Annotated in this window: 16 protein-coding genes; 11 read left to right on the top strand and 5 right to left on the bottom strand. The window is 52.4% G+C overall.

Translation table 11 applies throughout. The features are described from left to right. Positions 1 to 64: 64 nt before the first annotated feature. From mglA to KU854_RS16420, 8 genes are all read left to right on the top strand, one after another. On the top strand, positions 65 to 1573 hold the full coding sequence (gene mglA, locus KU854_RS16455) for a galactose/methyl galactoside ABC transporter ATP-binding protein MglA (protein WP_218359526.1): 1509 nt from the start codon (positions 65 to 67) through the stop codon (positions 1571 to 1573). Positions 1574 to 1582: 9 nt separating this feature from the next. Further along, positions 1583 to 2590: a galactose/methyl galactoside ABC transporter permease MglC gene (gene mglC, locus KU854_RS16450; protein WP_218359525.1), complete on the top strand. Its 1008-nt coding sequence runs from the start codon at positions 1583 to 1585 to the stop codon at positions 2588 to 2590. Between the two features lie 496 nt (positions 2591 to 3086). After that, on the top strand, positions 3087 to 5258 hold the full coding sequence (gene katG / locus KU854_RS16445; protein ID WP_255555609.1) for a catalase/peroxidase HPI: 2172 nt from the start codon (positions 3087 to 3089) through the stop codon (positions 5256 to 5258). A 249-nt stretch (positions 5259 to 5507) separates the two neighbouring features. Beyond that, positions 5508 to 7241, top strand: coding sequence for a sensor histidine kinase (locus tag KU854_RS25065; RefSeq protein ID WP_218359524.1), 1734 nt, complete (start codon positions 5508 to 5510; stop codon positions 7239 to 7241). Next, positions 7219 to 8583, top strand: a complete 1365-nt coding sequence (locus tag KU854_RS16435; RefSeq protein WP_218359523.1) for a sigma-54-dependent transcriptional regulator — start codon at positions 7219 to 7221, stop codon at positions 8581 to 8583. The genes KU854_RS25065 and KU854_RS16435 overlap by 23 nt, the downstream gene beginning before the upstream one ends. Next, entirely contained in the window at positions 8580 to 9815 is a 1236-nt protein-coding gene (locus KU854_RS16430; protein WP_218359522.1) for an ABC transporter substrate-binding protein, read from the top strand. The genes KU854_RS16435 and KU854_RS16430 overlap by 4 nt, the downstream gene beginning before the upstream one ends. Before the next feature lie 319 nt (positions 9816 to 10134). Continuing rightward, positions 10135 to 11505: a solute carrier family 23 protein gene (locus tag KU854_RS16425; protein ID WP_218359521.1), complete on the top strand. Its 1371-nt coding sequence runs from the start codon at positions 10135 to 10137 to the stop codon at positions 11503 to 11505. A gap of 53 nt (positions 11506 to 11558) precedes the next feature. Continuing rightward, positions 11559 to 13181 carry an acyl-CoA synthetase gene (locus KU854_RS16420; RefSeq protein WP_218359520.1) on the top strand — a complete coding sequence of 541 codons (1623 nt, stop codon included), beginning with the start codon at positions 11559 to 11561 and terminating at the stop codon, positions 13179 to 13181. Between the two features lie 143 nt (positions 13182 to 13324). Here KU854_RS16420 and KU854_RS16415 read toward each other — a convergent pair whose 3' ends face one another. Next, a complete protein-coding gene (locus KU854_RS16415) occupies positions 13325 to 14788 on the bottom strand; it encodes a sugar porter family MFS transporter (protein WP_218359519.1) in 1464 nt (487 codons plus the stop codon). Positions 14789 to 15321: 533 nt separating this feature from the next. On the opposite strand from KU854_RS16415, the gene KU854_RS16410 reads away from it, so the two are divergent. After that, positions 15322 to 16149 carry a sugar phosphate isomerase/epimerase family protein gene (locus KU854_RS16410; protein WP_218359518.1) on the top strand — a complete coding sequence of 276 codons (828 nt, stop codon included), beginning with the start codon at positions 15322 to 15324 and terminating at the stop codon, positions 16147 to 16149. 69 nt (positions 16150 to 16218) lie between these two features. After that, the gene (gene iolG / locus KU854_RS16405) at positions 16219 to 17205 is read left to right on the top strand and encodes an inositol 2-dehydrogenase (RefSeq protein ID WP_218359517.1); all 987 of its coding nucleotides are present in this window, start codon (positions 16219 to 16221) and stop codon (positions 17203 to 17205) included. A gap of 82 nt (positions 17206 to 17287) precedes the next feature. Here the strand turns inward: iolG and KU854_RS16400 are convergent, their stop codons facing one another. From KU854_RS16400 to KU854_RS16385, 4 genes are all read right to left on the bottom strand, one after another. After that, positions 17288 to 17980: a 3-oxoacid CoA-transferase subunit B gene (locus KU854_RS16400; protein WP_218359516.1), complete on the bottom strand. Its 693-nt coding sequence runs from the start codon at positions 17978 to 17980 to the stop codon at positions 17288 to 17290. Then, positions 17980 to 18633 (bottom strand): CoA transferase subunit A, encoded by a 654-nt coding sequence (locus tag KU854_RS16395; protein ID WP_218359515.1) that lies wholly within the window; start codon positions 18631 to 18633, stop codon positions 17980 to 17982. Before KU854_RS16395 ends, KU854_RS16400 begins: the two co-directional genes overlap by 1 nt. 9 nt (positions 18634 to 18642) lie before the next feature. After that, positions 18643 to 19851, bottom strand: a complete 1209-nt coding sequence (locus KU854_RS16390; RefSeq protein WP_218359514.1) for an acetyl-CoA C-acetyltransferase — start codon at positions 19849 to 19851, stop codon at positions 18643 to 18645. 210 nt (positions 19852 to 20061) lie between these two features. Continuing rightward, positions 20062 to 20952 carry a LysR family transcriptional regulator gene (locus KU854_RS16385; protein ID WP_218359513.1) on the bottom strand — a complete coding sequence of 297 codons (891 nt, stop codon included), beginning with the start codon at positions 20950 to 20952 and terminating at the stop codon, positions 20062 to 20064. Positions 20953 to 21530: 578 nt separating this feature from the next. Here KU854_RS16385 and iolE point away from each other — a divergent pair. Next, a complete protein-coding gene (iolE, locus tag KU854_RS16380; protein ID WP_218359512.1) occupies positions 21531 to 22424 on the top strand; it encodes a myo-inosose-2 dehydratase in 894 nt (297 codons plus the stop codon). Positions 22425 to 22571 lie beyond the last annotated feature (147 nt).

Raw genomic sequence — 22571 nt, 5'->3', positions numbered from 1 at the left:
TTCGCCACCTGATGGATGCGAACTCCCGCAAAGTACTTGTTCATCAGAATAATAAAGAGACGCCATGCAAGAAACAGCACACGAATTTCTGTTAGAAATGACTGGCGTGAGTAAGTCATTTCCGGGGGTTAAGGCACTCGATAACGTCAACCTGAAAGTCCGTCCGCATTCTATTCACGCCCTGATGGGCGAAAACGGCGCAGGTAAATCGACGTTACTGAAATGCCTTTTTGGGATTTACGAGAAAGACCAAGGCGATATCGTCTTTCTTGGCAAACACATCAATTTCTCATCATCGAAAGAAGCACTGGAATCCGGTGTTTCCATGGTTCACCAAGAACTCAATCAGGTTAAGCAATGTTCGGTGATGGACAATATCTGGTTGGGGCGTTATCCCAAGAAAGGCTTCTTTGTCGATCACGATAAAATGTATCGCGATACCAAAGCCATTTTTGAAGAACTCGACATCAAGATCGACCCGCGCGTGAAAGTCGCGACCCTGTCGGTTTCGCAGATGCAGATGGTCGAAATCGCCAAGGCGTTTTCCTACGATGCCAAGATCGTGATCATGGACGAGCCGACGTCGTCCCTTACAGAAAAAGAAGTTAACCATCTGTTCACCATCATCAACAAGCTGAAGGAAAAAGGCTGTGGTGTGGTGTATATCTCCCACAAAATGGAAGAAATCTTCGCGATCTGCGATGAAATCACCATCCTGCGTGATGGTCAGTGGGTTGATACGCGTCCGCTTCAAGGGCTGACGATGGACAAGATCATCGCCATGATGGTTGGCCGTGAATTAACAAACCGCTTCCCCGAAAAAACCAACACGCCTAAAAACGTGATTCTGGAAGTGAAGCACCTTACTGCGCTCAACCAACCTTCCATAGAGGACATTACTTTCGATCTGCGTGCAGGGGAAATTCTCGGTGTGGCGGGTCTGGTCGGTTCGCGCCGTACCGATATCGTGGAAACCCTGTTCGGGGTGCGCGAATGCAGCCACGGACAAATCTTGCTTCACGGTACGGAAATGCGAAACCGCGATGCACATGAAGCGATTAACAACGGTTTTGCGCTGGTCACAGAAGAGCGCCGTTCAACGGGCATCTATTCCAATCTCGACATCACGTTTAACTCGCTGGTTGCCAACGTCAACGAATACAAAACCCCTTATGGGCTTCTCAGCAACGCAAAAATGAAAAGCGATACCCAGTGGGTTATCGATTCCATGCGCGTGAAAACACCTTCCCATCAAACGCCTATCGGTTCGCTTTCCGGCGGTAACCAACAGAAAGTGATCATCGGTCGCTGGCTGCTGACCCAGCCTGAAATCCTGATGCTTGATGAACCGACACGCGGCATTGATGTGGGCGCGAAGTTTGAGATTTACCAACTGATCCTGGAGCTGGCGAAAAAGGACAAAGGGATCATCATCATCTCGTCCGAAATGCCCGAGCTTTTGGGGATCACAGACCGGATTCTGGTGATGAGCAACGGTCGCGCCGCAGGCATCGTCAACACCAAAGAAACCTCGCAAAACGAAATTTTAGAGCTGGCCTCTCGCTATCTGTAGGACTGAATCATGGATGCAGTAAAATCTTTTGCCTTAAAGCACTTAAAAGAAGGTGCTATCTACGCCGTACTTTTGATCCTGTTAGCCGTTATCGTTATTCAGGAACCCTCATTTTTAAGCTTGCGTAACCTAAGTAACATCCTTACCCAATCGTCGGTTCGCGTCATTATCGCGCTGGGTGTGGCGGGTCTGATTGTGACCCAGGGTACCGACCTTTCAGCCGGTCGCCAGGTAGGTTTGGCAGCGGTGCTGTCAGCGACCTTGCTTCAGTCTGCTGACAACGTGAACAAGGTGTTCCCGAGCCTGGGTGAGATCCCTATTGCAGGCGTGATCATTGCGGTTTGTTTGGTTGGTGCCGTCATTGGTCTGGTGAACGGTATTATCGTGGCTTACCTCAAAGTGACACCTTTTATCGCCACATTGGGCACCATGATCATCGTCTACGGCATCAACTCGCTGTATTACGATGCGGTGGGCGCATCACCTATCGCAGGCTTTGACCCGCGCTTTACCGAGTTCACCCAAGGCTTTATCCGTCTCGGGGATTTCCGTTTCTCGTACATCACCTTCTACGCCATTATCGCTATCGCCTTTATGTGGATACTGTGGAACAAAACCGTGTTCGGGAAGAACATTTTCGCGGTAGGTGGTAACCCTGAAGCGGCGCGTGTATCCGGTGTTAACGTACCCATGACACTGCTGAAAGTGTACGCGTTGTCAGGCGTGTTCTATGCCTTCGGCGGTATGCTGGAAGCCGGCCGTATCGGCAGTGCGACCAACAACCTCGGTTTCCTGTATGAGCTTGATGCCATCGCGGCCTGTGTGGTGGGCGGTGTTTCGTTTGCCGGTGGTGTCGGCAGTATTGCCGGGGTGGTGACGGGGGTGCTTATCTTCACCGTTATCAACTACGGCATGACCTATATCGGTGTCAGCCCATACTGGCAGTACATCATTAAAGGCAGCATCATCATCTTCGCGGTCGCGCTGGATTCGATGAAATACGCCAACAAGAAATAACGCTCCCCAACCAAAAGGCCGCTTAATTTACAGCGGCCTTTCTTATCCTCGTTGATCCAAAACGCCTTTGTTTTCATACCCAACCTATTCGTGGTGGGGTGAGAAGTTCATTGCATAGCCCCAGTCTTGCGCTACCCGTATCTGTTTTGGCGAATAGGTGGAAATAGTCACTCCTGGTAATGGTTATTTGCGTTTTTTAAACGCATGATTTTCAGAATACATGTTAGTTATCAAAGGTTAATGATGATTCGAATTGGTAAGGAATCGTAATTCAGCACGTTGATTTCATGCTTCTATTGCGCACAATTTATTATCAAATGCACGCCTGTGGAAAACAAAAATCACCCACCGTTAACATAGATCAAACCAATCACAGATAGAGGTAAAAGCAATTGTTCTTATTCTCAGCAAGGCGCTAACTTTACCCATGAGCAGAAAAAATCTGCATTCAAATCCTTCGACGTGAAGAAGATAACAAAACAAAAGGCTCAGAATTATGGATAGCAAAAACGGTACGTCGGGCAAATGCCCTGTGGTACATGGTGCAGTGACCAACGGCAGCAACCCTAATGCGGTTTGGTGGCCAAAATCACTGAATCTGGACATTCTTCATCAACACGACAACAAAACAAACCCACTGGGTGCGGACTTCAGTTATCGCGAAGCAGTAAAAACACTGGATGTGGACGCACTGAAAAATGACCTAAAAGCCTTGATGACTGACAGTCAGGCTTGGTGGCCTGCAGACTGGGGTCACTACGGCGGTCTGATGATCCGTATGGCATGGCACTCTGCTGGTACTTACCGTATTGGTGATGGCCGCGGTGGTGCAAGCACCGGCAACCAGCGTTTTGCGCCCCTCAATTCCTGGCCTGACAACGGCAACCTCGACAAAGCGCGTCGTCTGCTTTGGCCAATCAAACAAAAATACGGCAACAAGATCAGCTGGGCAGATTTGATGATCCTTGCGGGCAACATGGCGTATGAATCAATGGGTCTGAAAACCTTTGGTTTTGCTTTTGGCCGCGAAGATATCTGGCACCCAGAGAAAGACATTTACTGGGGTTCAGAGCAAGAATGGCTGGCACCGAGTAATACGGAAAACAGCCGCTACTCAGGCGAGCGCGACCTGGAAAACCCGCTGGCCGCGGTCATGATGGGGCTTATCTACGTCAACCCAGAAGGTGTGGACGGTAACCCTGATCCGCTGAAAACCGCCCACGATATGCGTGTAACCTTTGAGCGCATGGGTATGAACGATGAAGAAACGGTTGCCCTGACTGCAGGTGGTCACACTGTGGGTAAAGCCCATGGTAACGGTGACGCTGCAAACCTTGGCCCAGCGCCGGAAGGTGCAGATCTTGAAGAGCAAGGTTTGGGCTGGCAAAACCACAAATCCCGCGGCATTGGCCGTGACACAGTCACCAGTGGTGTAGAAGGTGCGTGGACAACCCATCCAACGCAATGGGACAACGGCTTCTTTGACATGCTGCTGAACCACGAGTGGCAACTGACCAAGAGCCCGGCAGGCGCATGGCAGTGGGAACCTGTCGACATCAAAGACGAAGACAAGCCTGTTGATGTTGAAGACCCAAGCATCCGTCATAACCCAATGATGACAGACGCTGATATGGCGCTGAAAATTGACCCGGATTACCTCAAGATTTCCCAGAAGTTCTATGCAGATCCTGCGTACTTCTCTGAAGTGTTTGCGCGAGCCTGGTTTAAACTGACCCACCGCGATCTGGGGCCTAAAACCCGTTATATCGGCCCTGATGTACCGGCGGAAGAGATGATTTGGCAAGACCCAATTCCTGCTGGCAACACCGGTTATGATGTCGCTGCAGTGAAAGCGAAAATCGCCGCAAGTGGCCTGTCTGTAGGTGACATGGTATCAACAGCCTGGGACAGCGCGCGCACATTCCGAAGCTCGGACAAACGCGGCGGTGCAAACGGTGCGCGTATCCGCCTTGCGCCGATGAAAGATTGGCAGGGCAACGAGCCTGAGCGTCTGGCAAACGTGCTTGCAGTGCTAGAGCCTATTGCGCAGGAAATCGGAGCAAGCCTGGCGGATGTGATTGTGCTGGCAGGTAATGTCGGTATTGAGCAGGCAGCCAAAGCGGCAGGCGTCAGTGTCGATGTGCCATTTGCCCCAGGTCGTGGTGATGCAACCGCAGAGCAGACTGATGTTGATTCGATGGGCGTACTGGAGCCGCTGGCAGATGGTTTCCGTAACTGGCAGAAACAACACTACGCTGTCACGCCGGAAGAGATGCTGCTGGACCGTGCTCAACTGCTGGGTCTGAGCGCACCGGAAATGACAGTATTGCTGGGCGGTATGCGTGTTCTTGGTACCAACCATGGCGGTGGTGCACATGGTGTATTCACCGACCGGGTTGGCACTTTGAGCAACGACTTCTTCGTGACGCTGACCGACATGAATTACCAATGGAAACCAACCGGCCGTAATTCTTACGACATCGTGTCCCGCGTCAGTGGCGAAGTGAAATACACAGCGACGCGCGTCGATCTGGTGTTTGGTTCTAACTCCATCTTGCGTGCTTATGCAGAGGTGTACGCACAGGACGACAACAAAGAGAAGTTTGTGAAAGACTTCATCGCCGTCTGGACCAAAGTGATGAATGCGGATCGATTCGACCTGGCATAATCATCGGCCAAACTATCCATAACCACACGAAAGCCCGCGAACATCGCGGGCTTTTTATTGCTTCCGGTATTTTTCCCGTCACCAGCCAACACCCAGCAAATGCCCTGTGTCACTAAACCTGAAATCCCTACACCGGATGTCGCTCATATAGACATAAGTCTTGTTACCGCCTGCCGCAGATCCTGCTAGTGTAGGGGGGTATATTGTTGTACTCCCTCGCAAAAGTTTATTTATTCAAAGGGTTAACTCGTGGATTACGCACAGACAGCCACAGGTACGCACGCCATAGGCTTTTGGAAAAACAGCCTGGTGAGGCGCTTTTTTCTGCTGTCTTTGCTGGTGGCAAGCGTACCCTTGCTAGTCACGGTGTTTGTCTATGACAGAATGACGGCGGGCTTAGTGTCTGATATGGCAAATGAGCGCGCGCAACAAAACCTGAGCCAGATAAGAAACAGCCTCTATCACTACAGCCGCCAGCACGTCCATGCGTTGGAAGCCATCTCCGAACTGCCGGATATCCCGCAGTTGTTCCAGACCTCCTTTGCTTCCTTCACCCAATCTTTGACTCAAAACCTGATCCACTTTGATATCGACCGTCCCGAGATGTATGGCGCACTGTTTTTCGATGCGGATTGGCAACTGGTCAACACCGTGCCGGGGCAAAGCGCCAGTGGGTATCCGTATTGGGGAGAGGGGCAGTTTGATATTGAAAGTCTGCCCCAAACCCAGTTTGGCGCTGCGATGTTGATTGGCCCCAAACCGGCCTCGCCGGGAAAGTCGGCCTGGTACTTGATGGTATTGCCCGTACAGAGTCCCCAGCAACAGGGGCGGGTTTCCGGGTATCTCGGCTTTCAGTTACGTCTGGCAAGTTTGACCAGCTACCTTGCCAGCTCACCCGGTGACGATGTCGTTCTCTGCCGCGGAAGCGGTGAAGCCAGTGCCTGTTTTGATGCGTTAGGAAGGTTAGTACCGAGCCCGAAAATCCGAAGTGCGGAACTTCCGTTGTTTTCCGACTGGTCCTTGGTCAACGTCAGCATTACGCCCCCGGTGCTTGAGCGTGATCAGGAACGTATTCTGGTTTTGATCATGGCAGGCTTGGTGCTCCTGTTGGTATCGGCATTTTTCTACTTTCTGGTGAAACGGGTACGTCGCCGCGTTTTCCCCTTGATTGACGCGGCGAATGCGGTGTCGGAAGGGCACTGGAAAACCACGCTGCCCATTTCGGGGAACGATGAAATTTCCTTGTTAGCGCGGGCGTTCAACCGCATGACGTCTCATCTGGATTCCCTGCTGCTGGCAAGGGGAGAAGCGGAACGCAAAGCGGTGTGGGGCGAGTTCGCCACCGGAATCGCGCACGAGATAAGAAACCCGCTGGCGACCATCAAAGTGTGTGTGCAAACCCTGCCGGACAGCCGGCCTGAAGATGCAGAGTTACAGTCTTTGATGGTGGGGGAGATTGACCGCATCAACCAGCTTATTACCGACCTGTTAGAATATGCCCGCCCGCCGGATCCCGAGACGAAAGCAGTTTGTCTGCAATCCATTGTTCGCCGTTTGGCGTCGCTGGTATCGCCCATGGCAAAAGAACGGGGGATCACATTACATGTAGATTGTGATAAAACGCGCCAGGTTTTTGCCGATGAAAATCAAATCCAGCAAATCCTGATGAACCTGTTGATCAATGCGCTGGATGCCTCCGCGCCCGGCAGCAACATTGGGTTGCGGGCGGTTGAGCAGGAAAACACGGTTTGTCTGGAAGTCAGTGATGAAGGTTGTGGGATGGATACGCATCAAATCGCCACAGTCAGCCAGCCGTTTTACACCACCAAGACCACAGGAACCGGGCTTGGCCTTTCTGTGTCACACCGCCTTGCTGAAATGAACAAGGCTGCTTTGGAATTTTACAGCCAGCCCGGAAAGGGCACTCAGGTTGTACTGAGATTTAACAGGGAGTCAATTTGTGAACCAGACTACCGCATCTGATCCTGACGTGAACCTACCGTCATTGCTGATCATTGATGACGAAGTGGCGCTGACCCGTTCGCTGCAAATCGCGTTGCGCGACCCCGCGATCCACATTGAAGTGGCCCACAGCGCCAAAGAGGGGCTGGGCAAAGCCATGTCGCTGAAGCCAAACGCCATCTTGCTCGATCTCAGGCTGCCGGACAGTGAAGATCTCAACCCCCTGCAACGCTTGATTGCCATGTTACCGGACAGCCCGGTGTTTATGATGTCAGCCCACGGGGATATCAAAACTGCGGTGGATGCAGTGAAGCAGGGGGCGAAAGACTTCATCACCAAACCTTTTGATATCAAGGCACTGAAATCCCAGCTTGCCAAACACCTGCGTGCAACAACCGGCGAACCGGAAGGTTTGATTGGCGAAACACCGGTGATGGCCAAGCTGGTAAAAGACCTGGCACTGATTGCCAAAAGCCCGGCCAAAACCGTGTTGTTGCTGGGTGAGTCGGGCACAGGTAAAACCGCCGCGGCTGCGGAAATTCATCGCCTCAGCGCGCTGGCGGATAAGGCATTTGTGGAAGTGAACTGCGCGGCGCTGCCGGAAAGCCTGTTGGAATCTGAGCTTTTTGGGGTGGAAAAGGGCGCTTATACCGGGGCGAACAAATCCCGCGCAGGGCTGATTGAAGTGGCCGATGGCGGCACCCTGTTTTTGGATGAGGTGGGTGAACTGACACTGCCTCTGCAAGCCAAGTTGCTCTCTTTTCTCGAAAGCCAGCGTTACCGCGCGGTGGGTTCGACTCTTGAAAAACAGGCCAATGTCCGCGTGATTGCTGCGACAAACCGTCAACTTTCCCAAGCGGTGGATGAAGGGCGATTCCGCGCCGATCTTTACTATCGCCTGAATGTGATGCCAATGACATTGCCAGCACTGGCCGAGCGGGCTGCGGATATTCCACTGCTTCTTACGCATTTCTCCCGCCAGTACACGGCAGCATCTGCGCCCATTGCTTTCACGCCGCAAGCACTTGCGTTGCTGCAGGCCTATTCATGGCCGGGCAATATCCGGGAGCTGAAAAACCTGGTTGAGCGGCTATCTGTCCTCTATGCCGGGCATGACATTTTGCCCGAATATTTGCCTGCAGAAGTGCTTGCCGATCAGGCAACGGCTAAAAGCTATGATGATGCTGAACCGGAACTGCCTCTTTCCGATGATATTTCCGCCCAACTCGCCAGCGAGGAAAAACGCATTATTCTGGGGGCGCTACGTGAAAGCGGTGGGCACAAAGGCAATGCCGCCAAACTGCTGAACATTTCCCGCCATGCGCTGAAACGGCGCTTGCAGAAGCTGGGCATTGAAGCATGAAACCCTGGAATTCCCATGTTCTGGCTATCGGCGTATTGCTATTTAGCAGCATAAGCCGGGCAGATATCGTGCTTGGGGCGAGTGAACGGGACGCAGACTTTGAGGTGGGCTGTATGTATCCGCTGACAGGGCCTTCTGCCCTTTGGGGCAACGATGCGGTTGTGGCGTTGGAGCTGGCACTCGAAGAATTAGAGGCAGAGCCGCTGTCGCCAAAGATGCGGGTGTATGTGGCCGATACCATGGGCAAACAGTTCCGTTCCAAGGAAATCGCGCAGGATTTTATCGACCGTGGGGTCGAAGTGCTGTGTGGTGTGGTCAATTCCAATATCGCCCTTGAGGTGTCCCAGCTTGCCCTAAAACACCAGCGGCTCTTTCTGGGGGCAGGGCACAGTTCAGCGCGGTTAACCGAAGGGGAGCGCCATCCCTGGTATTTTCACCTCAATAATGACGCCTCCCAGTCCAGCGATGCGGGTGCGCGTTATCTGCGTGATTTAAAGCAGTCAGAGGGATGGGAGACGGTTTCCTACATTGGGCCCGACTACGAATACGGCCACCAGATCTGGCAGACCATGATGGCGAGCCTTAAACGCCACAAGGTGGAGTACCGGGTTAAGGATGAGCTTTACAGCTTGCTGGGTGAAACCGACTATCACCTTTACATTAAAGCGTTGTTGGAAGACCCGCCAGATGTGCTGGTCAGCGGTCACTGGACGCGGGATTTGGTCAGTTTTCTGGAGCAGGCAGCCAACGCCGGATTGTTGGAGAAAACCCACTTTGTGAACTTTGATACCGGCGGTGGATACTTCGTCCTTTCCCGTCTGGGGGATACCTTACCGGAAGGGCTGGTATTGTCTGGCCGCTCCCATGTTAACTGGCCTGAAACTTCCCGGAACCAGCGCTATGTCAGCGCGTTTTTCAGCAAAACCCAGCGTTTTCCCACCTTTATTGCGCAGGATGCTTACACGGTGATCCGTGTGCTCGACACGGCCTGGCAACAATCCCCACAGAAAACCCTGACGGGAATGCGTGACGCCATCCCTGGCCTTGAAGTCGCTCTGCCGGAAGACCCGGAGGGATTCCGCTCATACATCGACCCAGAAACCCACAAAATCATGCAATATCACGCGGTGGGCACAACGGTGAAAACTGATGGATTCTGGCCAGCGACGCGCATGCTTGGCGAGTGGAAGATTTATCCGCCTGCCATCTCATCAACACCTGCCACCCCTTGAAAAACAGGTTGAGCGCACCGAGCGCATAGCGCTCAAACCTTTGAGCGGAAAGCGCTCAACCGCTCATCTTCGCGCTTAACCGTACACCTGATGGTATTACCATCTATTAACATTTTTGACTGGTCGGAGGGGTTGAATTTAAAACGGCCGGTTATTCGTTTTTGTCTTTTAAATCAAGGTGTGTAATGGGAATATTAAACATGCCATTTTTCGCGAATTAGCCAAATTGTCATCTTGGTGCTACAAGAAATTAACATTGGCACTGGCATTGCTCTGGTAGAGGCAAAGAACACAACCCTACCAATAAACAGGAGTAAGCATGTCAGTCATCAAACGCTCTCATGGAATGGAGCAACCTTACTGGCCGGCTGGGCCGTTTAAGATCCGTTTACCGTTTATTCACTACCGCTGGGAAATGGCGGAAACCATCCAGGGCATGATCATGTTTGTGGTCGGCATGGCGATGATCCCTTTACTGGAAAAATACCTCGGCCTGCCTTACGACGTCGCGCTTGCTTATGTGGTCGTGTGTGGCATCGGCTTTATGCTGCCAAACCTGCTTGGCGTGCCCATGGTGCCGGGTTGGATAACCCCAGCAATCCCCGTCGTGCTGCTCTTCCTGGGCAACTTTGAACCTGGCCCTGAAGCCATCCGCGCTTTGGTTGGGCTGCAGCTTCTTGTCACTGCCATCTTCTTTATTCTGGGTATTACCCGCCTTGGCAGTAAGCTGGTGGACTTATTCCCTGACTCCATCAAAGCAGGCATCCTGATGGGGGCGGGTATTGCAGCACTGACCGGTGAAATCAGTGAAGGCGGGCGTTTGGCTTCCACGCCCATCTCCCTCGTTATTGGTTTCCTGGTCACCGCTTACGTGCTGTTCTCCCTGAACTTCCGTGATTATGTCGACAACCACAAATGGGCAAAAGTGATTGCAGGATATGGCATGGTGCCGGGCACACTGGTTGCGATGGCAGTGGGCTGGATGGTCAGCGAATACCCACTTCCCAATATTGAATTTGGTTTTTCTACCCCAGCGTTTGGCAAAATGATTGATTACCTGCCGTTTACCGTCGGGCTGCCAACACTGGAAATGCTCTGGCTGGCGTTGCCGACTGCGTTGATCGCCTATGTGATTGCTTTTGGTGACATCATTGTCGGCAAGAGCTTGCTGGATCGCGTCGACCACCTGCGCCCTGACGAGCATATCGACGTTAACGTTGACCGTGTTCACCTGGTGACTGCGCTGCGCAACCTTATCCATTCCTTCTTTGCACCGTACCCAGGTCTGGCAGGCCCCTTGTTCACGGGCGCCATGGCGACCATTGCCGAACGTTACCGCCACGGACGCAGCGCCATGGACAGCATCTACAGCGGTGCAGGCGTGTTCTGGATTGTCGGCTTCATCGCCCTGTTCGCTCTGCCGCTCATCACGCTGTTCAAGCCCGTTCTGCCTATCGCCCTGTCTATCACCCTGCTTATCACCGGCTACCTGTGTATCTCTGTCGGTGTTGAGCAAGTGCGCAACGCTACCCAAATGGGTGTAGCGGGCACCATGGGCGTGGTACTGGCGGTCTATGGCGCAGGCTATGGCTTGCTGGCAGGTATCGCACTCTACTTCCTGATCGAATGGCGCAGAAAAGGCGCTGAAGAGAAAGCGGAAGAAGAACCGATTGAAGTGGTTGAAAGCTGATTAACTTGGGAATGTTTTGCCCGGTGAATGCCGGGCAATAAGGAAGGATCGCAATGAACAAACACAACATTTACGAAATCGGTCTGGAGAAGACCCCTGCCAATTATGAAAGCCTGAGCCCACTGAGTTTTCTGGAAAGGGCGGCCAGTGTCTACCCTGACTACACGGCGACCGTGCACGGTAGTATCCATAAAACCTGGCGTGAAACGGAAGAGCGTTGCCGCCGCCTTGCTTCTGCACTGCAAAAGCAGGGGATTGGTGAAGGTGACACGGTTTCAGTCGTGGCACCGAACCTGCCGGAAGTGTTTGAGATGCATTTTGGCGTGCCCATGTGTGGCGCTGTCCTGAACACCATCAATACCCGCCTTGATGCGGATGCGATTGCGTTTATGTTCCAGCACGCAGAAAGCAAGGTCGTTATCGTCGACAAAGAGTTTTCGGATGTCGTGCGCAAAGCGCTCAAGATGATCGCCCACCGCCCGCTGGTAATTGCCATTGACGATCCTCTGTTTGGTGAAGGCAGCCTGATCAGCGAACTGACCTATGAAGAGTTTATTCTCGACGGTGACCCAGATTACCAATACTGGCCTCCGAGTGATGAGTGGCAGGCGATTTCCCTCAACTACACGTCAGGCACCACTGGCAACCCGAAAGGCGTGGTGTATCACCACCGCGGCGCATACCTGAATGCGGTCAGCAACATCATGTCGTGGGATATGGGCTCACATCCGGTTTACCTCTGGACCTTGCCGATGTTCCACTGCAATGGCTGGTGTTTCCCGTGGACAATCGCGGCGGCGGCGGGCGTGAGTGTCTGCCTTCGCCATGTTCGCGCAGATGCGATTTTCGACTCTATCCGCGAGAACAAGGTCAGCCACTTCTGTGCAGCGCCCATCGTGCTGAACATGATGAACAACGCCGATGCCAGCCTGAAAGCGGGTATCGACCACCAAATAAAGGCAATGACCGCCGGTGCCGCGCCGCCAGCGTCAGTGATTGAAGGTATGGAAGCACTGGGTATTGAAGTGACCCACGTTTACGGCTTGACCGAAACCTTCGGTCCATGTGTGGTGTGTGACTGGCAGCGCAGCTGGGATGGCCTCAATAACCAGGAGCGTGCCCGGATGAAAGCCCGTCAGGGTGTGCGAGCGCCGATGCAGGGTGAGCTGATGGTCGCCAATCCGGTAACCATGAAACCTGTCGCTAAAAACGGCACGGAACTGGGTGAGATCTTCCTGCGTGGCAACATTGTGATGAAAGGGTATCTCAAGAACCCGTCCACCACAGATGAAGCATTGGCAGAGGGCTGGTTCCACACCGGCGATCTGGCGGTATGGCATGAAGACAACTACATCGAAATCAAAGACCGCTCAAAAGACATCATCATCTCCGGCGGCGAAAACATCTCCAGTATCGAAATTGAAGACGTGCTTTACCGTCACCCAGATATTGAAGAAGTGGCCGTCATTGCGATGAGCGATGAAAAGTGGGGCGAAGTGCCGTGTGCTTTCGTGAAGGTTAAGGAAGAGAAGTACCTGACCCAGGACGACCTAGTCGCGTTTTGCCGCAGCCAGATGGCGCACTTTAAGGTGCCGAAGAAATTTATCTTCACCGCACTGCCGAAAACCTCCACCGGCAAAGTGCAGAAATACATCCTGCGCCAGCAGGTGAATTAATCCGCGAAAGTTCAAATCCCGCATCAGCCAGACATTTACTGATGCGGGATTTTTCAAGATTTGTCGACCAAGATCCGAAACGATGAGAGATGACAAAGGCCGCTGATGACTCAGCGGCCTTTGTCTTTTATGGGAAGCAGCTATTAAACCGTTGCTTGCTCAGGTTGCTCAGGTTGCTCAGGTTGCTCTTGGGGCGCTTCTTTACCCAGTTTTTTCGCCATTGCGGCTTCCATTTTCTCCAGGCTGACCCCCTTCGTTTCAGGGACATATTTCACGACGATGTACATACAGATGATGGACAGTATCGCGAACAGCCAGAAACTGAAGGCACCGTTGAATTGCTCTTTCAGGTAAGGGTTTTCATTCAGCATTGGGAAGGACTGGGTCACGATGAAGCCGGTGAACCATTGGGCGCCGACGGCAATGGCCATCGCCCTTGAGCGGATGCTGTTCGGGAAGATTTCGGAAATCATCGTCCAGCATGCGCAGCCCCAGGATACCGCGTAGGAAACCACATACAGACACAGGGCAAACAGTGCAGCGTAGCCTTCGGTTTGTTGGTACAGCACGTAGCCAACAATGAACATGCCAAATGCACAGCCCAGGGTACCCCACTTCATCAGCGGCAGGCGGCCAACTTTGTCAATCAGGTACATACCCATCGCGTTACCGGCGATAAAGACAATACCGACAAACGTAGTCTGGAACAGAGCGTTTTCAGTTGAGCCCGTGATAGGTTTCAGGATTTCCGGTGTGTAGTACATGATGACGTTGATACCGGTCAGTTGCTGGGCGGCTGCCACGAAGGTACCGATAACCAAAATCGCAAACAGTAGCGGGGAGCGCAGGCTGACCTGGTTTTTCTTCACACCACGGGCTTCTTTGAGGGAGTCCTGAATTTCCTGAATCACTTTATCAGCGTGGGCAGGATTTGAGATACGGGCCAAGGTGTCTTTCGCTTGCGCCACTTTGCCTTTCAGCACCAGCCAGCGTGGTGATTCGGGAATAAGGAACAGTAAGGCTGCAAACAGTGCCGCCGGAATCACTTCCGAACCCAGCATCCAACGCCAGCCCATGTCCACCAGCCAAGTCTCAGACATGCCTTTTGCAATCAGGTAGTTGACGTAGAACACACCCGTTTGGCCAATAACAGCAGATTGCTGAAACATACTGACCGCGCGTCCACGGTAGTCTTTCGGGGCGACTTCAGACATGTACATGGGTGAAACCACACAGGCCAGACCGACGGCGACACCGCCAACGATACGAAGAACTGTGTAGAAGGTGAAGGTCGTGGCGAGGGCAGAGCCGATGGCGGAGATGATGAAAAGGATGGCAGCGATAAAGAGGGTGTTGCGTCGGCCGTATTTGAGAGAGACCCATCCGGCACCAACGGCGCCGAGAATACTACCCAAAACTACACTGGACACAGCCCAGCCAGTTTGGGCTGGAGTGAGTGCAAAATAGTCCCGGATTGGGCCAATTGCTCCAGATATTACGGCCGTGTCATAGCCCAGCAATATCCCACCCAGAGCGGCGATGCAGCAAATTCTCACGATGTAGGCAAAGTTATATTTTCGGGTTTCGGACTTGGATTTAGCTTCCATTTTTTAATCCTTTATTAGATCCCCAAGTAGGCGCTTAACCATCGAATAAGGTCCTTTTGGGTTACGGCCAATACGCCGGTTGTAGGGTACGGGTATTGGATGTCTAACAGGCCGACGTTTTATGTTTGTAGGTATGTTTGAAATATATTTTTCATTTGTCGGTTGCGATAATCTTATTCTTACTTTTGATACATCGACAAGGCTTTGTTCGTTTTTTGGCCTGAAGTGTTACGCCAATCAAATAAAAAGAAATTTATCACTTATCTGCATGTGATTTTAAATATATGAAAATTAAAGATAAAAATATTTGAGATCTGAGTCATGCTTGTCGTTGGAGGCTTGTGCAACGGGAAGTTTGACGGATTTCTGTTGCGACAAATTAGGCTACCATTGAGTGAAAAATATTTTTCATGTGATGGATTTTTGATTAGATTGATGGTGGGGGATAGAAGGCGTGCTGTTTCATGTCAGTGAACATCTTGCTATTTCGCTTTCATGCCAATTTGTCTATGAACTGAAGTGAGGAGAAGTCGATGCGTTTTGCACTCCATGGAATGTGTTCACTGCACAGCAATGTGATGTCTGATATCCGTCTGGCAAAAGAAACGGGCTATCAGGGGCTTGAGATTCATACTGAAAAGCTGTGGCGCTATATCAACGCCGGGTTGACTGCAGAGCAATTCAAACAGCGTCTGGCGGCGTTCCAGATTGTCCCCACCGCCATAGACATCATTGGCGCGATTGAAGTCACGGATAAGGCCGGACAGCGCCAGCTGTTTCAGGATGCTGAAATCCTGTGCCGGTTTGCCAAAGAGATTGGTGCGCCAACCATCCAGCTGAATGCGTTTGAAAGACTGAACGGTTTAACCACCGAGCAGAACATTACGCTGACCGCGCAGAACATCCGTCAAATCGCCGATATCGGTAAGGATTACGGCATCCGTTTCCAGTACGAAGGTGCAGCCTGGACGCCGATTGCCAAACTCGAAGACTATTACCGCCTTTATGACACGGTTGGTCGCGGGAACTTTGGTTTTGTGCTTGATACCTGGCACCTTTGGGCATGCCGTGGTGCCACATTAAACCAGATGGCCGCTATCGACCCTGAACTCATTTTCAACGTGCATATTTCTGACGGGAAGCGTCCCGCTGAAGGTGAAGCGTGGCCTGATGAAAAAGCCCTGCGCGGCTATTTGATCGGACAAGGCGAGATCCCCTTGAAAGAGTGGGTCGATGCGATACGCCAAACCGGCTACGACGGCTTCTACTCCGGCGAGTATCTCAACGACCAGATGTGGGAAGGGGATTATTACGATATCGCCACCGGCATGCTCGACGGTATGCAACGTCTGTTTGACTGATTTGGGCAGTACATGTGCCCGTGCCTGAAAGCGCGGGCTTTTTTGCGTGACAAGATAAGGAAACCTTCCATGTTTAACATTGCATTGTTCGGATCAGGGCGCATTGGCAAGGTGCATGCGGCCAACATAGAACAGAATCCAGAAACCAGAATTTATTCCCTCATAGAACCTTATGACGCTTATGCCGAGGCTTTCTGCGCCGCTTATCCCGGCGTGAAACGGCAAACTGTCGAAGAGGCCATGGCCGACGACAATGTTCACGCTGTCTGTATCTGCTCGTCTACCGATACCCATGCCGATTTGATTGAGCGAGCAGCCAAAGCCGGTAAAGCGATTTTCTGTGAAAAACCCATCGATCTGGATGCGGCGCGAGTCAGGGATTGTCTGGCCGTGGTGAACCAGCATCAGGTGCCTTTCCTTATCGGCTTTAACCGCCGGTTTGACCCCCATTTTTCTTCCCTGAAAAGTGCACTTGAACGGGGTGATCTGGGCGAAATCGCGAGTGTGATCATTACCTCCCGGGATCCAGCGCCACCGCCAGCGCAGTACAGCAAATCCTCCGGCGGAATGTTCAGAGATATGACCATACATGATCTGGATATGGCGCGATTCCTGGTAGGAGAAGAACCGATTGCCGTAACCGCCCACGGCAGTTGTAAGGTCGATCCTGCCATCGGCGAAGCCGGGGACATAGACACCGGTGTGGTTGTGCTGACGTTTGCCTCCGGGGCGATGGCGACCATCCACAACAGCCGCCGCTCCGGTTATGGCTACGATCAGCGTATTGAAGTCCATGGCGAAAAAGGCATGTTGCAGGTAGGCAACATCACGGAGAATGCCCTGGTTTCAAGCACCCAGCACGGCCAGCAATTGGCGACACCGAAACACTTCTTCCTCGAACGTTATGAACAGGCGTTTGCGGCGGAATGGCTGCATTTCGTAGAAGTGTTGAAAGGCGCCAAGCCAAGTTGCAGCGGTGACGATGGAGAACGCGCTCTCGCGCTCGCTGACGCCGCGATTTTGTCTATGCAAACTGGCGCGACGATAAAACTCTAACTTTGTTGCCGATAAAAGTGCCACCGCGAAGGTGGCACTTGTGTTTCCAGAGTGTGTGGAGGTGACTCTGGTTTTATGTGGGTTACGCTGCCGCAGGCGCATCCGGCGTCAACATAGTCTTCAGCGTTTCCGGCACAATCAGCGTCGCTTCCGTGGCAGCTTGCACTTCTTCCAGGGTAAATTCCGGCGCAATTTCGGTGATTTCCATTCCTTTCGGTGTGATGGTAAAGACGCCCATCTCAGTCACTATCATGTCCACCTGCGCGACGGCGGTGAGTGGCAAGGTGCAATCACGCAGCAGCTTGGGTTTGCCTTTGGCGGTGTGCTCCATGGCGATGATCACCTTTTTCGCGCCGACCACCAAATCCATTGCGCCGCCCATGCCTGGCACCATTTTCCCCGGGATAATCCAGTTGGCGAGGTTGCCTTTTTCATCCACCTGCAATGCACCCAGCACTGTGATATCGACGTGCCCGCCGCGGATGATGGCAAAGGAATCTGCACTGTTGAAGCAACAGGAACCGGTGACAGCAGTGATATATTGACCGCCTGCGTTCACTAAATCCGGGTTAATGTGCTCGCCTTCGGCGAGGCTGTCGATACCCAGCAGACCGTTTTCGGCCTGCAGCAGCAGTTCAATTTCTTTGTCGACTTCATTGGCGACAAGGGTAGGGAGCCCAATGCCGAGATTGACGATATGTCCATCCTTCATTTCACGGGCAATTCGCCAGGCAATGCGTCTGCGCAGAACGTTTTTGTCGAGTTGCTTGTCCATTAGTCGTTCTCCATCAGGATGTAATTCACAAACAGGCTTGGCGTATGCACCGCTTCCGGCGCAATCTCGCCCAGTTCGACCAACTGCCCGGCTTCGACGATCACTGTGTCGGCGGCGGTGGCCATCAGCGGGTTGAAGTTTTGCGTGGTGCCCTTGTAAACAATGTTGCCGCGCGTATCGACAAGAGAGCCGCGGATCAGGGCGATATCGGCACGAAGTGGTGTTTCGAGCAGATAGGGCACGCCGTTAACTTCCACCACAGGTTTGTTTTCCGCCACGGAACTGCCAAGACCTGTTGGCGTCAGTACGCCGCCAAGCCCAGCGCCGCCGCTACGGATGCGCTCTGCCAGCGTGCCTTGTGGGCAAAGTTCCACGTCCAGCACGCCGTCATTCATCTGCTGGCCGGTTTCCGGATTGGTGCCAATGTGTGAAGCGTAGAGTTTTTTTACCCGGCGCTCTGCAATCAGTCGGCTGGAACCTTTGCCGGGCGAGCCAGTATCAGTGCTGATCAGGGTGATGTCTTTGATATCCAGCTCAATCAGCAAATCAATCAGTTTTTCCGGGGCACCTGTCGCCATGAAGCCACCGATCATGATGGTCATGCCGTCTTTAAAAAGGGGCGCCAGTTGCGCTTTGTTGGCTGCTTTTTTCATGGCTTTTCCTTACTCGCAACGTTTGAGAATAATGGCTGTACCCATGCCACCACCAATGCAAAGGGAGGCGAGGCCGAACGTCGCGCCAGTGCGCTGAAGTTGGTAAACCAGAGTAGTGATAATGCGGTTGCCGGACGCACCAATTGGGTGGCCGAGGGCAATAGCACCGCCGCTGAGGTTGCTGCGCTCCAGCAGCCACTGTTCGTCTACCTGGTGCTGGGCGGCAAGTTCGCGGTTAACCCCGATAGCCTGAGCGGCAAACGCTTCATTGAGTTCAAACACACCGATGTCCTGCAGCGCCATGTCGGCTTTGGCAAGGGTGTTGGCGATAGCAGATACCGGCCCAAGCCCCATAAACTCCGGTGAGAGTGCGCCCTGACCATACTCCACCACTTCCGCCAGAGGTGTCAGGCCGTGGCGTTTTACGGCGGTTTCCGATGCCAGCAGGATAGCGGAAGCGCCGTCGTTGATGCCGGATGCGTTCCCCGCTGTCACGCTGCCCTGTGCATCAAAGGCAGGACGCAGGCTTTGCAGTCCTTCAAGTGTGCAGTCCAGTTTTGGATATTCATCGGCGGTGACGTCAGTCTGGCGCTTGCGGACAGTGACGGTAACAGGCACGGTTTCGGCTTCAAAGTCGCCGTTTTCCAGCGCCGCCGCGGCTTTTTGCTGGCTGGCGAGGGCAAAGGTGTCTTGCTCCAGTCTTGAAATGTCGAAGCGTTTGGCAATGTTCTCGGCGGTGATGCCCATGTGATAGTGGTGGAAGGCGTCAGTCAGGCCATCTTTGATAATGCTGTCTTCAAGGGTTTGATGACCCATGCGGTAGCCGCGTCTTACCTGCCCATCTGCAATGAATGGTGCGTTGGACATGCTTTCCATACCACAGGCCATAACAACTTCAGCATCACCGGCGCGGATGTGCGCTGCTGCATCCAGCACGGTTTTCATGCCGCTGCCGCAAATCATGTTCAGGGTGTAAGCGGGAACGGAATCAGGGATCCCGGCTTTTATCGCTGCCTGACGGCCCGGGCCCATGCCTGCGCCGCCGGTGAGCACGTTGCCCACAATCACTTCGTCAATGTGCTCAGGGGATAACTCGACTTGTTCCAGTGCGCCTTTCATCGCACAGGCACCCAGCTCAACCGCTGACACGGCGGAAAGTGCGCCGTTGAAGCTGCCAATCGGCGTCCGTTTTGCCGCCACGATATAGATTCGTTCCATGCCCTTTCTCCTGATGATGTTGTTTAACAGCAGTCTAAAAAGCTTGCCGGGTTTTTTATACGGACGGGAAATCAAAGCCTCTTTGCAAAAATGCAAAGTGCATTTGTGGGCTTAAACACACTGTTGATTGGATGCGTTGAAGGGCAGAAGAGGGAAAAGAAACAGCAGAAAAGAAGAATCAATCAGCCCCGTTCTTTGCCGGGGCAGGGTTTATAACGGGAAATCCAACAGGTGGTTTTTAAATTTGGTTGCAGCGGCAGACGCCGTCTGTGGCGAATGGTAATAGAGATTAAGGCTCCAGATGCTGGTTTCATAATCCGCCAGTAACACATCCAGCCTGCCATCCATGATTGCTGGCTCAACCACAAAGTTTGGCAGGTAAGCGATGCCCACCCCGTTCAATGCACCCTGAAGCAGAAGGTCACTGTCGCTGACCTCGATGGTTTTTGGCACTTTGATAATCAGGGTTTCCAGGTGCTGTTTGAAAATCCAGTCGTTACTGCCTGTCAGCGTGGTTGCGACAAGGCACTGGTGGGATTTCAGTTCGTCAGGGTGTGAAGGTGCGCCATACGCGCTTAGATAGCCAGGCGAGGCAACCACCACGAAAGGGGTTTGCAACAATTCGCGTTTGACCAGCATTAGGTCTTTCTCCCGATACCCCTGATAACTGGCGTTGGCACTGATCATCAAATCCGACGTGGCGGCATGGTCGAGTGCCCAAGGCGTGATGTTGAGGTTGAAGGTGACTTTGGGGTTATCCCGTGAAAAACCGGCCAGTTTTTCCATCAGGAAATGGTTGGCATACACCGGGGTGCAGGCAATGTTGAGGTGACCTTTTTCCGTGTCCTGAAAATCCTCCAGTTTCCGGGTGACCCGCTCGGCGCTGTCAACAATCGGCGAAAACTCTTCATAAAGGGTTTGGCCTGCCGGTGTTGCTTCCAGCAAACGGTTGGAGCGGTAACACAGCTGGGTGCCAAAGTGCTGTTCGAGATCCTGCAGCCAGCGGCTGCCGGCAGAGACGGAAATGTTGAACTGTCGTGCGGCCGCAGAAATCGAACCTGTGCGGATCACCGACACGAAAAACGCCATTTTATCGAGCATAGCTATACCTGGAATTTTCCCTCAAGGGGGCATGTTGTTGCTTTGTGTTTCTTGTAATGCATTCCGACATCTTATGCGCAGCGCCCTGTCATAGATTGCCAATCTGCTTCCCTGCAAGGTCGAGAAATGTGGCCTCGCTCCACTGCCTCCAGAATCAGTTTTCCCTGTTAGTTTTATTTGAAAATATTTTTCCAAAACAAATCAACACTCGAATGTTAATGGATTGTATAAGGTGGTTTTTCATTCTGTTTACTTGGCGGGTAAAGTGTTACCGCCATCAAATAATGGAAAACATTTTTCATCTGTCGATATTTAAGTAAATAATTGAAATATAACGATTTAATATTATTGAGATCTGTGTCAAATATGCAACCAAAGGCGCGTCGCGTCTGGCTTTTTTCATCTCCGTCTCCGGTTTTTCAGGTAAAAATCCAAAGGTGAAAAATATTTTTCATTTTCATTTTTTTTCGTTAGTGTGATTTCCAGATTAACGAAGATTGCTGTTACAGCTGCCATGCGAAAGCCAGCGTCTTATCGTCAAAACAAAAAATAGAACGCTTACTCTCTGGAGATTGATTATGAGCAATGTGCAATACGGAATTAGCCCACTGACCTGGACCAACGATGACATGCCTGAACTGGGCGGTGATATCCCACTGGAAACTTGCCTGAGTGAAATGGCAGAAGCGGGTTTTACCGGCACAGAACTGGGCACCAAATACCCACGTCAACCTGAAGTGCTGATCCCTCTGCTGGCTAAACACGGCCTGGTGCTGGCGTCTGGTTGGTACAGCGGCAACCTGATGAAACTGTCTGCTGACGAAGAAATCGCAGCCATGCAGGAGCACATCAAATTGCTGAAAGCGGCAGGCTGTAAAGCCATGGTATTTGGCGAAGTGAGCAACACTGTTCACGGCGACATCAACACCCCACTGTCCAAACGCGTCATCCTCTCTATGGAAGAGTGGAAGATGTACGGTGAGAAACTGACTTGTGTGGCGGATTACCTGCTGAACGAGCACGACATCAAACTGTCTTTCCATCACCACGTGGGCACCATCGTTGAAACCGAAGACGACATCAACATGCTGATGGAAATGACCGGTGACTCTGTATTCCTGACTCTGGATACCGGCCACATCACTTACGGCGGCGGCAACCCAGTCACCATGATCAAACGCTGGGGTCACCGTATCGGCCACATGCACTTCAAAGATCTGCGTCTGGACGTGATGAACGCGGCGCGCGCAGCAGACAAATCCTTCCTGAATGCAGTACTGGACGGTGTATTCACCGTACCTGGCACGGGTGACGTGAACTATGACGATGTATTCGCAGCACTGAAAGAGCGCGATTACAAAGGCTGGCTGCTGGTGGAAGCAGAGCAGGATCCTGCGAAAGCACACCCACTGACTTACGCGAAAACCGCCTACGAGAACATCACTGGCTACGCGAAGAAATACGGCCTGTAACAGAGATAAGGGGGGCATGTCCTAATGCCAGTCAGTTAAGCTGACTGGCTTTCTTTTTATTGGGGTATTTCTTTGCCTTAGGCTTCACGGCTCTCGGGTATATTCGATCTTCTCGCTTAATGGGCAACACATGATGTATCGCCTCCT

The sequence above is a fragment of the Enterovibrio paralichthyis genome (assembly GCF_019209835.1).
GTDB classification, from domain to species: Bacteria; Pseudomonadota; Gammaproteobacteria; order Enterobacterales; family Vibrionaceae; genus Enterovibrio; species Enterovibrio paralichthyis.
Note: the sequence above shows the minus strand (reverse complement) of the source record. Positions and strands in the feature narration are given on the sequence as shown.

Bases quoted from the DNA above. Each gene is read 5' to 3' on its own strand.
- KU854_RS16385 (WP_218359513.1), bottom strand. From the start codon at position 20,952: ATGCTCGATAAAATGGCGTTTTTCGTGTCGGTGATCCGCACAGGTTCG.
- KU854_RS16430 (WP_218359522.1), top strand. From the start codon at position 8,580: ATGAAACCCTGGAATTCCCATGTTCTGGCTATCGGCGTATTGCTATTT.
- mglC (WP_218359525.1), top strand. From the start codon at position 1,583: ATGGATGCAGTAAAATCTTTTGCCTTAAAGCACTTAAAAGAAGGTGCT.
- KU854_RS16390 (WP_218359514.1), bottom strand. From the start codon at position 19,851: ATGGAACGAATCTATATCGTGGCGGCAAAACGGACGCCGATTGGCAGC.
- mglA (WP_218359526.1), top strand. From the start codon at position 65: ATGCAAGAAACAGCACACGAATTTCTGTTAGAAATGACTGGCGTGAGT.
- KU854_RS16420 (WP_218359520.1), top strand. From the start codon at position 11,559: ATGAACAAACACAACATTTACGAAATCGGTCTGGAGAAGACCCCTGCC.
- iolE (WP_218359512.1), top strand. From the start codon at position 21,531: ATGAGCAATGTGCAATACGGAATTAGCCCACTGACCTGGACCAACGAT.
- KU854_RS16410 (WP_218359518.1), top strand. From the start codon at position 15,322: ATGCGTTTTGCACTCCATGGAATGTGTTCACTGCACAGCAATGTGATG.
- katG (WP_255555609.1), top strand. From the start codon at position 3,087: ATGGATAGCAAAAACGGTACGTCGGGCAAATGCCCTGTGGTACATGGT.
- KU854_RS16425 (WP_218359521.1), top strand. From the start codon at position 10,135: ATGTCAGTCATCAAACGCTCTCATGGAATGGAGCAACCTTACTGGCCG.
- KU854_RS16395 (WP_218359515.1), bottom strand. From the start codon at position 18,633: ATGAAAAAAGCAGCCAACAAAGCGCAACTGGCGCCCCTTTTTAAAGAC.
- iolG (WP_218359517.1), top strand. From the start codon at position 16,219: ATGTTTAACATTGCATTGTTCGGATCAGGGCGCATTGGCAAGGTGCAT.
- KU854_RS16400 (WP_218359516.1), bottom strand. From the start codon at position 17,980: ATGGACAAGCAACTCGACAAAAACGTTCTGCGCAGACGCATTGCCTGG.
- KU854_RS16415 (WP_218359519.1), bottom strand. From the start codon at position 14,788: ATGGAAGCTAAATCCAAGTCCGAAACCCGAAAATATAACTTTGCCTAC.